Raw genomic sequence first — 14,781 nt, 5'->3', positions numbered from 1 at the left:
GGGGGCGGCGCCCCGCGCGCCTGGCTGTCTTAGGCTCGGACCACCCCTGTTTCGGCTCGGACCACCCCTGCCGCCGCACCCGACCGCTGGTCGTACCCCCGAGGAGAAGCACCATGACCCCGATCCGCGTCCTCATCGTGGACGACGAGGTCCTGGTCCGGTCCGGACTCGGCCTGATCGTCGGCTCCGCCCCCGATCTGGAGGTGGTCGGCGACTGCTCCGGCGGGCAGGCCGAGCAGCTGGCGGTGGAGCTGCGCCCGCAGGTGGTGCTGCTCGACATCCGGATGCCCGACCTGGACGGCATCTCGGCGCTGCGCCGGCTGCGCGCCCTGCCGCACCCGCCCGCCGTGGCGATGCTCACCACCTTCGACACCGACGAGTACATCGGCACCGCGCTGCGCTCGGGCGCGGCCGGCTTCCTGCTCAAGGACACCGCCCCCGAGCAGTTGGTGCACGCCGTCCGGGTGCTGGCGGCCGGCGGCAGCGTGCTCTCCCCGACCGTGACCCGCACCGTGATCGGCGGCTACGTGGAGGGCGGCGGCCCGGACGCCGAGGCCGCCGCGCTCACCCGCACCCTCACCGGCCGCGAGCTGGACGTGCTGGCCTTGCTCGGCGAGGGGCTCTCCAACGCCGAGATAGCCGACCGGCTCTTCCTGGGCACCGGCACCGTCAAGGACCACATCAGCGCCATCCTGGGCAAGCTCGGCGCCGCCAACCGCGTCCAGGCCGCCGTGGTGGCCAACCGGGCGGGGCTGGTCCGCACGCCCCGGCAGCCCGAGGCATGACCCCCGCCGGGCCCGCGGCCCGCACGGCCCGGCCGGCCTGGACCACCGCCCCCTGGTTCCTGCTCACCCTGCCCGTGCTGCTCGCCGGGGTGGACTCCGCCCTGGTCGCCAAGGACTCGCCCGGCTGGGCGGTCGCCCTCTCGGCCCTGGCCGCCCTGGCCCTGCTGCTGCGCCGCCGGTGGCCCGTCCTGGTGCTGCTGCTGACCCTGCCCGGCAGCTTCCTCAGCTACATCTGGATCGCGCCGATCACCGCGGTCTACTCGGTGGCCGCCCACCGGGCGCAGCCGAGGGTCACCGTGCTCTGCGCCACCGTCTTCGCCCTGGTGGAGTTCTTCCACTGGCCGCTCTCGGACCACCCGCTGGCCCTGGACCGGGACAACGCGCTCTACGCCATCCAGTGCCTGATGCTGGCCGCCGGGCCGGCCGCGCTGGGCCTGCTGGCCCGCACCCGGCACGAGCTGGCCGACCGGCTGGACGAGCTGACCCGGGGGCAGCAGCGGGAGCACCGGCTGCTGACCGAGCGGGTGCTGGTCACCGAGCGGGCCCGGTTGGCCCGGGAGATGCACGACGTGGTCTCGCACCAGGTGAGCCTGATCTCGATCCAGGCCGGGGCGCTCCAGATCAGCTCGCCCGACCCGGTGGCCAAGGACACCGCGCGGACCATCCGGGAGCTGTCGGTGCGCACGCTGGAGGAGCTGCGGCAGATGGTCGGGGTGCTGCGGGCGGCGGGGGTGCGGCCGGGGGTGCCGCTCAACCCGCAGCCCCGGCTGGCCGATCTGCCGGAGCTGGTCGCGGGCTGCGGGCTGCCGGTGCGCACCGAGTTCGACCCGGGCCCGGGCCCCTGGCCGGAGGCGGTGGAGCGGGCGGCCTACCGGACCGTCCAGGAGGCGCTCACCAACGCCGGCAAGCACGCCCCGGGCGCCGAGCTGACCGTCCGGGTCGGCTCGGCCGGCCCCCGGCTGCTGGTGGAGGTCCGCAACGGCCCGCCCGCCCGGCGTCCCGACCCACTGCCGGGCGGCGGCCACGGCCTGGTGGGCCTGCGCGAGCGGGCCACCCTGCTGGGCGGCACCCTGACGGCCGGCCCCACCCCGGACGGCGGCTTCCTGCTCCGCGCCGAGCTGCCCGCCTGACCCCCGGTCATGGCAACGGCGCCCTCCCCCCGGAGGGGAAGGGCGCCGCGTTGGGCTACCGGAGGTGTCTAGCGGTCAGCTCAGTTGCTGTAGTAGCCGAACAGGTCGACGACCACGTCGGCCTGGCCCCAGCCGGAGACGACCAGGTCCACCTTGCCGTTGTGCACGGGCACGGTCACCAGGTTGGCGATCGTGTTGCCCTGCACCCAGTTGAGGTTGGAGGCCAGCGGGCGGGTCGAGCCGTCCGCCCAGGCGGTCAGGTAGCCCGGGGAGGTGGTGTTGGTGACGGTCACGTTCAGCGTCACCGAGGTGGCGTTGGCCGGCACCGACAGGGCCAGCGGGGTGACCTTGCCGTTGGTCAGCGCGCCGTGGCCCTGACGGGTGTCGAGCTGGCGGGCCGGCTTGACGGCCTGGAACTTGCCGCCGGTGGCCTTCGGGGAGAAGTAGCCGGCGATGTCGACGACCACGTCGGTGGAGCCGAGGCCGCCGTTGAAGATGTCGATCTTGCCGTCGGCACCGATCGGGACGATGACCGCGTTCGGCACGACCTGGCCGGGCACCCAGTTCAGGTTGGAGGCCAGCGGGCGCGCGATGCCGCTCGGGGAGACGGTCAGGTAGCCGCTGGAGGCGGTGTCCGCGACGGTCACGTTGAGCACGGCGGCGGTGGCACCGGCCGGGACGCCGGCACGGCCGGTGACCTGGAGGGAGGTGCCGGTCTTGCCCGCGAGGGTGGCCTTCGGACGACGGGTGTCCAGCAGGCGGGTCGGGGCCAGCGGAGCGAGCTGCGCGCCCGAACCGTCGGTGGTGTAGTAGCCGGCCACGTCGGCGACGAAGTCGCTCGCGCCCCAGCTGCCGTTGAAGAGGGTGATCTTGCCGTCGGCGCTGACCGGGACGGTGACCAGGTTCGGCACGACGCCGCCCTGGGTCCAGTTCAGGTTGGACGAGAGCGGGCGCTTGGTGGCGGCCGGGTAGGCCGTCAGGTAACCCGCGGCGGCGGTGTCGACCACGGTGGTGTTGAGCACCACGGCGGTGACGTTGGTGGACGGCACGCCGGCCTTGCCGGTGACCTGGAGGTCGACCGAGTGCAGCCCGGCGACCTGACCGCGGCCGGTGCCGTTGCGGGTGTCGAGGATGCGGCTCGGGGTGACCGGCTGGTAGGTCGCGGCCGGCATGCAGAGGGTGCTCACCAGCTCGGCGCCCTTGGGGGTGCCCAGGCCGGTGGCCATGTCGTAACCGGCGGCGGCGGCGTAGAGGCCACCCTGCTGGTTGTCGACGTCGTTGTTGCCGACGGTCACGTCGTTGAGCGGGCTGCGGCCGGTGCGGGCGGCCTGGTACAGCGGGGTGTTGAGCAGACCCACGCGACCGGTGCAGGTCGGGGTGGAGTCGACGTGCGCCGTGACGGCCGCCCAGAGCGGGGCCGCACCGGAGGTGCCGCCGATCCGCATCCACTGGCCCGCGCCCACCGCGACGATGTAGCCGGTCGCCGGGTCGGCGTCGGCGGCCACGTCGGGCGACTGGCGGCACAGGTGGGTGGCGTCGTGCAGCTCGCAGCGCGAGTTGTCGAAGCCGGGGGCCTTGAAGCCGTTCTGGTAACCACCGTTGGGGAGCGCCCAGAAGGTGCTCTCGCCGCCGCCGGAGGCGCCGTGGTCGTGGTTCCAGACCGTCTCGCCGGAGGCGGAGAGGGTGGTGCCGCCCACGCCGGTGACGAAGGGCTGCGAGGACGGGTCGTCCGCGCTCAGGTGCTTCTGGGCCACCGGGTCGTTGGTGGAGCGGGTGCAGTCGGTCGAGCCGTCGTCACCCGAGGCCGCCACCATCGAGATGCCCTGGAGGGCGCCCTGGAGGAAGACGTTGCTCTCCGCCTTCAGGGTGTTGCGGTCGTTGACGTAGTCGCAGGAGCCCCAGCTCGTCGAGATGACGTCGGCCTGGTTGTCCGTGACGATCTGACGGTACGTGTTGATCACGTCCGCGTCGGTCGCCTGGGCGGCGTCCTTGCCCTGGTAGAAGAGCACCTTCGCCTTGGGGGCGAGGCCCACCACGGTGTCGATGTCGAGCGCGGCCTCCAGGCCGATCTCCTTGGCGGGGTCGGCCGGGGCCGGGTTGCCCGCGTTGACCAGCACCGTGTTGACGGTGGCGTTGGTGCCCACGCAGTCCTGGTAGGTCTTCAGCGCGGGGGCGGAGTACGACTCCAGCGAGAAGATCGCCACGGTGGTGCCGGCGCCGCCGTCGCTCAGGCCGTTCAGGCCGTAGGCGTTGGCCAGCGAGGCGGGGCTGAAGTAGTCCCGGCCGTCGATGCGGCCCTTGCCCGCGTAGTAGTCCTTCACGCTCTGGCACAGCTGCGGGTAGGCAGCGGCGGCCGAGGCGTTGGAGCTGTACTTGGCGGCCGGCACGGTGGCCAGGTCCTGCGCGCCCTTGTGGTGGGCGTGCGGCTTGGCCGTGCTGTTCATGCCGGTGATCGCGGCGACCGAGCCGACCACGTCGCCGCGCAGCGCCGGGGCCTCGGTGTTGCGGAAGGCGGAGGTGCCGTCGCCCAGGCGGTAGCCCGCGAAGTCGACGTCGAAGGCCTTCTTGGCACCCGCGACGGTGGTGTGCACCGGGAGGGTCAGGCCGTCCGCGCCGAGGGCGCCGGGCTGCAGGCCCGCGTCCTTGAGCGCCTGGGTGACCTTGGCGACGGTGGCCGCGTCCGCGCCGAAGCGCTTGGCGAACTCGCCGGTGGCCAGGAAGTGGTGGTACTCCGCCGAGGACGGGTCGGTCATGGCGGCGGCCAGGGCCTGGGCACCGGCCTCGTCGCGCATCGCGAGGGTGACCGACAGGTCGAGGGGGGTGTCGCCGGCCGGCGCCGCGGTCTTGACCGCGTCGGCGGGCAGCTGGCCCAGGTCACCGCTCAGGCGCTGCGGCGCGAGCGAAGTGGTGGGGGCGGCCAGGGCGTTCGGCGTACCGGCACCGGCCACGAGGGCGACGGTGATGGCGGCCAGCGTGGTCGCGCGGCCGAGGGGGCCTCGTGCGCGAGGCGTCCGCTGGGGACCCGACGGGTCGAGCATCCGCGTTCTCCTTGGGATGGCTGTGACAAGCGACAGGAGGAACCCCGGACAAGCGCGCGACCCCATGAACGACTGAAGAAAGATTTGCTCAGCCCCCACGAATCAACCACTGGGGGAGAGAGGCGAACAGGTGCTAATGACACCAATCCGGACATCTCTCTCTGGACCTGCCAGCGGGATTTCCTGATGAGCTTTTTATCAGTCCGGAGAGACAACATCACCGAGAGGGCGGCGGGTTTTGCCAAGGTGATACCTGGGAGTGTCCTGAGCGGTACCTGGGAGGCCCCTCGGAGCGCTCCACCAACGCAGGACAACGAGAGGATCACGCAGGCCCGGGCAGCTCGGCGCCGCGCCATGCTGAGCCGCTACGCCCCACTGACCTGCGGCTTCACCGGACAGCAGCCAGGCCGCTCCGGCAACCCCGAAGATCACTTCCTCGCACCATCGCCCACGCACCCGCACGGGTGACCTCGCAGGGGCCGACCATTGTGGCATTCGACACACCTGAAGCCCCTGACCCTCACCTGGACCCTCAATGTTCCCGAATCGTTACCCTGCGAGTGGTGAAGGCCGTCGGCGAACCTTGGTCCGATGGAACCAGACGCCATCGCCCCCCACGCCCCGGAACGGGGCTGTTCACGCCACTGCGGCAGATCGTCGAGTCGCTCACCCAGACCCTCGAACGAACGTATCTCAGCGTGGCCGAGCCGTTCTCCACTCGGGGTGGGCGGTGGTGACGGTTACGGCGAAGAGGGCTGCTGACGCAGTGGCCAGGCCGCCGAGAACGGGCCACCAGGGTCAGCGGCGGGAGCAGCGAAGGCAGCCCAGGCGACACCGGTGAGCAGGAGGGAGTCGATCACCGCGCCAAGCCGGTGGCCCGTGCGCAGGAGGCGCCGGGCCAGCGCGGCCGTGGCAAACAGCCGCAGGAGGAACGCCGCTCCTGCGGCGCTCTTGCGGCAGGACCGCCTGAGTTCGCGGGCAGCGCCGATCACCCCGACGAGCACCAGCGCGACGGCGACGGTGGCGACGCGCAGGGTGTGGTCCTGAGTTTGCCAGGCGTACCAGCCCCCGATGGCGAGGGCGGTGGCTCCAGCGGTGCCGAGCAGAAGAGTCGAAGGGGTGCAGCCGTCAGTCACGGGGTACTCGGGATGGAGAATCAAGCCGCATCGGTTCCGGCCGGCCTGGACTACGGCTTCTCGAACGGGTCTCGCTGACGGCTGGTGATCCAGGTCAGCCCTGCCGGGATGAGCAGGACGATATCGGCGGCCAGAACAGTACTGGTGAGCGTGCTTGCGGCCGTAGTGAGGAGTGCGATCATCGCGAGCGTCGTGGGAGGGACGATGGAGAGGGCAACTCCTGAACGACGCCGGCGATGCAGCGCGACACAGCCGACAGCGCTGAAGGCCGTGAAGATACCGAGCAGTGGGGCGAGTAGGAACGCGAAGAAGTACCCGTAGCAGAAGGCCGCGATGGTCAAGCACGCGAGCAGCGCGGTGGTGACGGCGGCCCATACCCCGGGGTTTCTCAGAGTCTCTGCGGGGCGGCCGGTCGGAAGGTGCCGGGAGAAGTGCCAAAGACCTGCGGCGGGCAGCATTGCGATGACGGTGCAGTACACAAGGTCGGCCGGCGTGGGGGTTATGCCTGCGGTGACCGCGAGGGTGGTGGTGAAGACGGGCGGCGCCGCTACGAGTGCGGCTCGGGTGATGTGGTGGGAGGACACGGGCACGGTTCTCGGTCAGGTGGTGGGGCCCGTGATCAGGCCCCACCACGAGGGCGTCCGGCGTGGCTGCTGTCGAGGTGAGCCGAGGACCGGCCCGCTGCCGACGACCGCTCGGCAGGCTCAGCGTATGAAGAACAGCGGCAGGATGATCACTGTCAGTGGCAGAAGAACGATCGCTACCCCACAGAGGCACCCCATTCCTGCTCGCCGGAGCACGGAGCCGGATGCCCAGTAGGAGCAAGCTGCTCCGACCACGGCGGCCAGGAGGAGCAAGATGCCGCCGAGAAAGACCACGCCGAGTGCCATGTGCTTGATGATCCTTAGTACCGGGCCGCCCCGGGGGTCAGGGGGTGAAGGTGCTGTTGAAGGTGGTGCCGGTGTCGTCGCAGTGCTTCATCCGGGTGGGGATGTCGCCGGGCGCGTTGCCGATCACCGGGAACGGGATACCGATGTTCCACGGGTTGCCGCCACTGCCACGGGCATCGACATCGCACTGGCCGAAAGCGTTGCCCGCGTCGCTGTTCAGCAGAGGGATGTTCGAGAAGTTCTTCCAGTCTCCCTTATGAACGGGCGTGGCCGTGGGCTTGCCCTCGTTGTCCACCAGCCGGCCGTCGAGGTAGAGGTACAGGTCGGGCATGTAGCTCTGGTACACCAGGCCGTAATTCGGCTGGGAGTCTCGGTTGGGGAAGTTCTGGGTGGCCTTGACCGAGCCGTCCGCGCAGAACGCCATGGCAATGTTGTGCCAGATCGGCGGGGCGTTGCCGATCGTGTTGCCGAAGGTGTTGTAGCCGAGCGGGCCCTGGTTCTTGAAGAACATCTGGTAGATCTCGCTGACAGCGTGGGCTACGGCCGGCTGGACGGCGCCGTTGCCGTTGACCTTGTCCACCCATGCCTTGAAGTTGTCGTTGACACTCTGCTGGGCGGTCATGGCGCGGTAGCCGTGCACTCCACCACCGGTGTGGCGGACATCGACGCACTGGCCGTCGGCGCTGAGCCGGGCACCCCTGGTGTGCGGCAGGTACGCCTGGCCTGGAGTGTCGCCGTCCACCAGCGGGTTGACGTGTAGCTTGTTGCCGCCGCTGTACCGGTAGGCGTCGATCTCGTCATAGGACAGATCGGGCTCGGGGATGCCGTAGTCCTGCGCAACGGCATGGATCAGTCCGGTGACGAACTTCGGCAGGTGGGCATTGCCGACCTGTGTCCCGCCGTCCGCGAACTCACTGCCGGAGATGATCTTGCCGTCGTCGCCGAGCAGATAGCTGACGGTGACTCGACTCTTGATCTTGTAACTGTCCTGGGACGCGAAGGCGTTGTCCACGGTCGCTGCCGGGTCGGGGCGTCGGTTGGCCATGCCCATCCAGACCGGCTCCGACATGGCGGGCGCCGAACCGTCGGAGCGGACGGCACGGCCGCCGTTGACGATATCGTCGTACCACTGCTTGGCCGCCGCACCGACAGCCGGCTTCACGCACGCGCCGGTCTGCCCCGCCGCGCACACGGGGTCGGCGAGGATACCCCTCGTACTGGTCGAATGGTCGTTCCAGCCCGGACCCTGGTCAGCCAGCCCCTTGGCCCAGTCATAGAGAGTGTCCATCCCCCGCATCGGCGTGTTGATCTGGGACGGCATGTTGCTGTCGAGGCTCTGGTTCGGGTCGAACACCGAGACGGCGTCGAAGGTGCGTTCCACGAACTGTCCCTTGACCGGGGCGACCGCAATGGCGTCGTAGGCGATGTCCTGGTCGCCGGTGCCGTTGTCGGTCACGTTGGAGAGACGCACGGTGGGCTTGCCGTTGAAGAGGAACGTACCGATCGGCACCCAGCGGTTGCCGGTGCCGGGCTGGGGGATCACCCGGGTGCGCGTGCCCTTGGCGGTTTCCACCTGGTAGGCCGCCTGGGTGGTCTGGGCTCCGTGGTCAGGGAGATGGACGAGTACCTGGGCGGGGCCGTTGACGTCCTGGTTCAGCTTCCAGGTGCCGGTGACGGCGAGCTTGCCGCCCTCGGCGCCAGCGGTGCGGGTGTGGGCGAAGTAGAAGTGGCCGCCGAAGCCGGCGCCGAGCTGGTGGAGGTCCACCTTGGAAGGGAAGTGCCCTGAGCTGTCCTGGGCGAAGTCCAGGGAGAAGGTGCCGCTGTTGGCAGTGCGTGGGCAGTTGGGGCGGATGGAGGGGACATCGTCCGGCAGGTCGTCGATGACCATGGCGCCGATCGGCAGGCCCGGGTTGGTGGTGCAGTTGGGCGGGTAGGCGGTGCCGTCCGCCTCTTCAGGGTAGGTGGTGTTGAAGCGGATGACCTCGTTGCCGCAGCTGTAGGAGCAGTCGCTCTTCCAGGTGACCGGCTTGTTGTACCAGCAGTGCAGGTCATACTGGCCGCCCGCGTTCTGGTGGGCGCAGGGCCCGGCCTTGGCGCCGGCCACATCGGGGGCGTTCGGGGTGAAGGACTGGCCGGGCTTGCAGGAGTTGCTGTCGTCGCAGAACTGGTTCAGCGGCGGGGAGTTGGTGAAGCGGTTGGCCGCGGCGAGGTTGGCGTCCTTGCCGTTCCACCAGGCCGCGCGGAAGCCCGGCACGGTCTTGCCGGGGGATTCCAGGCCCTCGATCGGATAGGCGGCCCAGCCCATGATCTTCTCGGGGTAGGGCCAGTCCTGGGGGTGGGCGGCGTCCGCGTAGCTGTTGTTGTTGAGGAACGGCTTGCGGTTGGCCGGGTAGTTGGGGTTGGCGGGGTTGTTGGACCAGCCCAGGCCCCACGGGCTGCCGTCGGAGGTCTTCGGGTGGAAGCCGGAGTTGTAGGCCCAGGCGGCGTAGTACCAGTTCTCCGGCTTGGAGACGTCACCGTTGTTTACGGTCATCCCCGCCCGGCGGGTGGTGTTCCACTTCTCCGCCAGGGTGTTCAGCCCGGCGGCGATGTTGGTCGCGTAGTCGAGTGCCACCGCGCGCTGCGTCTGGTAGGCGAAGGCGGGGGTGTCCTTGGGGCTGAACGCGGGCAGGCGCATACCGTCGGTCTGCTGGGTGAGGCCGTAGCCGCAGTCCGCCTTGGCGAAGTCGATGTCCCAGTCGTCGGCGCTGGAGGCGTTGTAGAGCTCACGCCCGTAGAAGTTGCCGACCAGCGGGTTGCCGGTGACCCCGGGCACGGCGTAGCGGGCGGCCTGCCACATGTTGGACTCCTGGGCGATGATGCCCAGCATGATCTGCGCGGGTATGTGACCGCCGCCCTCCAGGGCGGTCGGGGGGAAGAGCCCCTGCGGGGTGTAGGCGGGCATGCCCAGGTTCTTCCAGTTGGCCGGGCGCGGGGTGTTCAGGTTGCCCACGATGGCCTGGTCCACGGCCCATTCGACCTGGCGCGGCTTGGGCTGCATCGCCTGGTTGCGCGGGTCGTTGCGCGGCACGGCGCAGACCCGCTCCGCTTCGACCGGGTCGGAGCTGGAGCCGGTGGGTGCGGCAGCCGGAGCGGCCGGGGCAGCTGCGAGCGAGCGCGGCGCGACGGCGCTCGGCGCGTTGCTCTTGGCCGGCGAGGACGGGGCCTGCGTGGCGCCCTTGGCGGTGGAGCGGAGCGCCGGCGAGGGCGCCGATCCGACGGCTGCCGTCCCGAGCGGCTGCTCGGCCGGCTTCACGGTGAAGTCCGCGGACTGGCCGGTGCCGGGGACGGACAGTTCGATGGCGACCGGGCGGGGGTCGGTGCCGGTCGGGGAGGCGAGCTGCGGGGAGCTCTGGTCGGCCCAGCGGGTCTGGTTGACGACGGAGCGACCCTCGGTGGAGACGGTGGCCTCGACCGGGGCCTTCACCTGCTTGACGGGGCCGGGGAGGTGTCCGGTCTGCTTCGGGTCGCCGGTGATGAAGACCCGGCCGCCCGCACCGGCGGTGAGGCCGAGCTGGTCGCTCGCACCGGTGGCGAGCACGTCCGCCTTGGGCCGCGCCGTGGGGGCGTGTCCGGGGCGGCCGGGCAGACGCTTGACGCTGGCGGCGGTGTTGGCGTGGTCCATGAAGACCACGCCGCCCTCGGCGTCCGGCTTCAGGTGGAAGGGGGTGCCGTCGGTGCGGGTGAGCTCGGCACGCTTGCCGTCGGTGGTGATCCGGACGACCCGGTCGGTGTCGGCCGCGACGAACGAGCCGTCGGCGGCCGGAACGGCGGAGGTGACCTGGCCCTCGACGGCCAGTGGGGCGGCCGTCTTGCCGCTGGTGGCGTCCACGGTGACCAGGCGGGTGCCGGGCTTGTCGTCACCGCCGCTCTGGGTGAGCACGGCCTGCTCGCCGGCACCGCAGCCGGGGCTGTAGTACGCGAGCGAGGCGTTGACGGCCAGTTTGGTCACGACGCCGGATTCCAGGTCGACGACTGCGGCGAAGCCTCCGCGGGCGAACAGGGTGGCGTCGTTGGTGAAGGTCCGCGGCGCGTAGACGGCGACCAGGCGCTTGCCGGAGCCGGTGACGCAGGCGTTGCCGATCCACTGGTCGGCGTCGAAACCGGGTTCCTTCAGGGTGGCCGCGGTCCGCCAGCCGTATCCGGCCTTGGCGTCGGCGGTCAGGACGTGGAAGCCGTCCGCGTCGCCGGAGGTGGTCCAGGCCCGGTCGGTGGATGTCTTCCAGTCCTTGCCGAGGACCTTGTCCCGGTCCTGGGGCACGACCTCGGACGGCTTGTCGGCAGACGGCGCGGTGAGCGCCTCGGGCGGGGTGGCGGTGTCGGCGAAGGCGTTGGTGCCCTGGACCAGGGTCGCGGCGACGAACGCGGCGGACAGTGCCGCCAGCGGGCGCCGTGCCCTGAACGGTTTCAGCCTCATCGGCTCTCCTTGGTGCGAGGGGCCAGGCGCCGGTGCCGGCGCATGACGGATCGACCGGACAGCGGTCGAGGCATGCTCGAGCGCGGTCAGGCGAAGACTTCAGTGGGACGGGGAAGCGGGGGCCTCAGCGGCGGAGGGCCTCGACCGGGGCGATGCGCGAGGCCCGCCAGGCCGGGTAGACGCCTGCCAGCAGACCGGTGGCCAGCCCGAGCAGCGGGGCGCTCGCCAGCGCTGCGGGCTGCAGCACCGGCGTCCATTCCTTGACTACGGAGACGGTCACGATCGTCACGGTGCCGATCGCGGCACCGACGAGGCCGCCGAGCAGGCCGAGCGCCGTCGATTCGGCGAGGAACTGGGCGGTGATGTGCCGCCCGCGGGCACCGAGGGCCCGCCGCAGCCCGATCTCGCCGGTCCGTTCCATCACCGCGACCAGCGTGGTGTTGGCGATCCCGACCGCGCCGATGAACAGGCAGACGCCGGCCAGGAGCAGAAACAACTGCCCCAGGTCGGTCTTCACGCCGGAGCGCAGTGTCCGGGGGTCCGGGGGCGCCACCGCGCGCAGGTACTCCGGGTGCTCGGGGCAAAGGGCGAGGGGGGCTTCGTCGGCAATCTGGGTCGCGGCGCCGAGTCGGGTGGTGACGAGCATCTTGGCGCGCTCGTCGGCGGGTTGTCCCCACAGGTGCTCTGCGGTGCCGCGCGGCACGATGACCGAGGTCAGGAGGTCGGGGCGGCGCTGGACGTCGGCAAGGATGCCGACCACGGTGAATGCCGTGCCACCCACGAAGACGGCGGGCTGGTTCTGCACGGAGGAGATGCCGAGCCGCCGGGCTGCGGCTGCGCCGAGCACCGCGACCCGCTCTTGGCGGTGGTCGTGGAAGGAGTCGAAGGCGCGGCCCTGTTCGTAGGAGGCTCCGGCTGCTTTCAGCATCCCGAATGAGGCCGCGACGAGTTGGGCCTGGCTGTCGGTGCCGGCCGTGGCGGGGTCCGGGCCTGCGGCCACCCGCTGGCCGGGTGCGAGCCGGATCCGCCAGCTGACCCCTGCGGCGGTGACGCCGTTCAGTCCTTCCATCCGGGTGTCGGCATCGGCCGGGAACGCGAGCGCGGTGGTTCTCGGTGCGACGTCTTCGAGGGTGACCTCGGTGGCGGTGAGCTCGTCGAAACGGGCGTCGATCTGCGAGGCGGCGGTGCTGGTGAGTCCCAGTACCGTTATCAGCGATCCGACTCCCAGGACGGTCCCGAGGGCGGTGAGGGACGAGCGGGCCGGCCGTTGCAGGATTCCCGCCACCGCTTCGGCGAGCAGGTCGCGGACGGCCAGGCGGGAGCGGCCGGTTCCGGCCGGGCGGTGGGTCATCGCTGGTTCCCGGATGTGGTCTCCGCCAGTCGGCCGTCGCGGATGGTCACGGTCCGGTGGGCCCGGTGGGCCACCTGCGGGTCATGGGTGATCATCACGATGGTCATGCCGTCCTGGTGGAGCCGGTCGAAGAGGTCGAGGATCGAGGCGGTGGTGTCGGAGTCCAGGTTTCCGGTGGGCTCGTCGCACAGCAGCAGGGACGGCTGTGCGGCCAGGGCCCGGGCGATCGCGGCGCGCTGCCGTTCTCCGCCGGAGAGCCTGGTGGGCAGAGTCGCCATCCGGTGACCGAGCCCGACCCGCTCGAGGGCGTCGACCGCACGGGTCCGTCGCGCATGCCGTGGGACGCGCTGGTACACCATCGACAATTCGACGTTCTCGAGGGCCGTGCGGTGCGGGAGCAGGTGAAAGGACTGGAAGACGAAGCCGATCCGGCCGCCGCGCAGTGCGGTGCGTCCAGCGTCGGGCAGGGTCGCGACATCGACTCCGTCCAGCAGGTAGCGACCGGAGGTGGGGGCGTCGAGCAGGCCGACGATGTTCAGTAACGTCGACTTTCCGGCGCCGGAGGGGCCGACCACGGTGACGTACTCACCGCGCCGTACAGTCAGATCGCACGTGTGCAGCGCTGTCACGGTGGGCGGTCCCGGATAGGTCAGGCCCACGCCCGAAAGCTCGATGACCGAGGCCTCGGCCGTCATGGACGGCCGCCCGCGGGCTTGGTGCCGACCACCACGCGCTGGCCGGGTGCCAGGGAGGCTCCGTCCTCGGCGGTGACCCCGAGGAACCCGTCCCCCGAAAGGCCGGGGCGCACGACGACCCGGCGGACGGTGCCGTCCGCTTCCAGCACGCCGACACTGCTACGGCCGTCGGCGCCGGACGACACCGCAGCCGACGGCACGGTGAGCACCGGGACCTCTGAGGACGCGGAAGTGATGGTGAGCCTGACGTCCTTGCCGGCCAGGTCCGGTCCGAGGGCGTGGTCCGGTTTGATCCGCAGCTGGTACCCGGGCGCACCGGACCCGGTCTGCTCGTCCTTGGGTTTGACGACGGAATCGGAGACGGACAGCACGCTGCCGCCAGTTCGGGTGCCCGTGGCCTCGTCCAGGATCTCGGTCCGCTGGCCGGGTTTGAGCCGTGCCTTCTCGTCGCCGGACACCAGCGCGTCGATCATCAGGTCCCCGGTCGAGACGGTCATCAGCCGGTCTCCGGGGGCCTGGCCGACGGTGGCGGTGACCGACTCGGCCCGCGCCGGAAGAGCACTGAGGTAGACGACCTCGGCCATCGGGACCACCACGGCGTCGGCCGTCGGGGCGGCCGGGGCAGAGGCGGTACCGGCCGTTGGTACGGCCGGGGCCGCCGAGGCGGGAGGAGCAGGACTGTCGGCCGTTTTTGGGGTGTCACTGCGGCCGGATGCGTTCGGCATCCGGACCGGCTGGTAGCCGAGCGACTTGTAGAGGGCGGTCACCGCCCGTTCCGTCCCGGGGCCGAACGTGCCGCTGCGGTCGGGGGCACTGGAACGGCCGAGGGTGGCAAGTGCGTGCTGGAGCTGGGCGACGTCCTCACCGGTGGCCCCGGTCCGCAGGTCCCGGTACGCGGGCAGCGGGCCGCTCAGCGTGAAGACCGGCCGACCCGACACCTCGAAGAGCTGGCGGCCGGGCTCCAGGCTCTCGCCGGAGGACACCTTGACCTTGGTGACGACCGGTCGGGCGCCCTCCACACCGGCGGGAGCCGTACCCTGGACGCCCGCAGCGGACGTCGACACGGCCTTCCCACGGGTGATCAAGGTATCGACGACCACCCGGCGCTCCACGGCCGCCGTGAGCGTGTCGGGCGCCGGGGGCGCGGTCTCGGCTGCCACCTGGGCGGGCGACTTGAGGACGGTGGCCGCGCCAGCGCCGGCAGCAGCGGCCAGTACCGCAGTGACCACGATCGCGACCAGCAGCTTACGGCGGCGGCGCAGCCCAGTGTCCGGGGTGTCGAGCTCGGTCATCGCTTGCT

At 71.1% G+C, this 14,781-nt stretch carries 9 protein-coding genes; 2 read left to right on the top strand and 7 right to left on the bottom strand.

Features of this window, described 5'->3' with window-relative positions; translation table 11 throughout:
* Positions 1-113: 113 nt before the first annotated feature.
* Both CFP65_RS19325 and CFP65_RS19320 read left to right on the top strand, forming a co-directional pair.
* Entirely contained in the window at positions 114-785 is a 672-nt protein-coding gene (locus tag CFP65_RS19325) for a response regulator transcription factor (protein ID WP_104817328.1), read from the top strand.
* A complete protein-coding gene (locus CFP65_RS19320) occupies positions 782-1,915 on the top strand; it encodes a sensor histidine kinase (RefSeq protein WP_104817326.1) in 1,134 nt (377 codons plus the stop codon). Before CFP65_RS19325 ends, CFP65_RS19320 begins: the two co-directional genes overlap by 4 nt.
* Before the next feature lie 80 nt (positions 1,916-1,995).
* Here CFP65_RS19320 and CFP65_RS19315 read toward each other — a convergent pair whose 3' ends face one another.
* The 7 genes from CFP65_RS19315 to CFP65_RS19280 all read right to left on the bottom strand — a co-directional run bounded on the left by CFP65_RS19315 (position 1,996) and on the right by CFP65_RS19280 (position 14,773).
* Entirely contained in the window at positions 1,996-4,953 is a 2,958-nt protein-coding gene (locus CFP65_RS19315) for a protease pro-enzyme activation domain-containing protein (RefSeq protein WP_158702250.1), read from the bottom strand.
* Positions 4,954-5,693: 740 nt separating this feature from the next.
* Entirely contained in the window at positions 5,694-6,089 is a 396-nt protein-coding gene (locus CFP65_RS19310) for a hypothetical protein (protein WP_158702249.1), read from the bottom strand.
* A 50-nt stretch (positions 6,090-6,139) separates the two neighbouring features.
* The gene (locus CFP65_RS19305; protein ID WP_104817321.1) at positions 6,140-6,673 is read right to left on the bottom strand and encodes a hypothetical protein; all 534 of its coding nucleotides are present in this window, start codon (positions 6,671-6,673) and stop codon (positions 6,140-6,142) included.
* A gap of 343 nt (positions 6,674-7,016) precedes the next feature.
* A complete protein-coding gene (locus CFP65_RS42145; protein ID WP_104817317.1) occupies positions 7,017-11,435 on the bottom strand; it encodes a hypothetical protein in 4,419 nt (1,472 codons plus the stop codon).
* Positions 11,436-11,559: 124 nt separating this feature from the next.
* Positions 11,560-12,786, bottom strand: coding sequence for an ABC transporter permease (locus CFP65_RS19290; protein WP_104817315.1), 1,227 nt, complete (start codon positions 12,784-12,786; stop codon positions 11,560-11,562).
* The gene (locus CFP65_RS19285) at positions 12,783-13,481 is read right to left on the bottom strand and encodes an ABC transporter ATP-binding protein (RefSeq protein ID WP_104817314.1); all 699 of its coding nucleotides are present in this window, start codon (positions 13,479-13,481) and stop codon (positions 12,783-12,785) included. Before CFP65_RS19285 ends, CFP65_RS19290 begins: the two co-directional genes overlap by 4 nt.
* Positions 13,478-14,773 (bottom strand): peptidoglycan-binding domain-containing protein, encoded by a 1,296-nt coding sequence (locus CFP65_RS19280; protein WP_104817312.1) that lies wholly within the window; start codon positions 14,771-14,773, stop codon positions 13,478-13,480. The genes CFP65_RS19285 and CFP65_RS19280 overlap by 4 nt, the downstream gene beginning before the upstream one ends.
* Positions 14,774-14,781 lie beyond the last annotated feature (8 nt).

Source organism: Kitasatospora sp. MMS16-BH015, assembly GCF_002943525.1.
In the GTDB taxonomy this organism is placed as follows: Bacteria; Actinomycetota; Actinomycetes; order Streptomycetales; family Streptomycetaceae; genus Kitasatospora.
The sequence above is the reverse complement of the archived record's forward strand: the minus strand, read 5'-3'. Positions and strand labels throughout refer to the sequence as shown.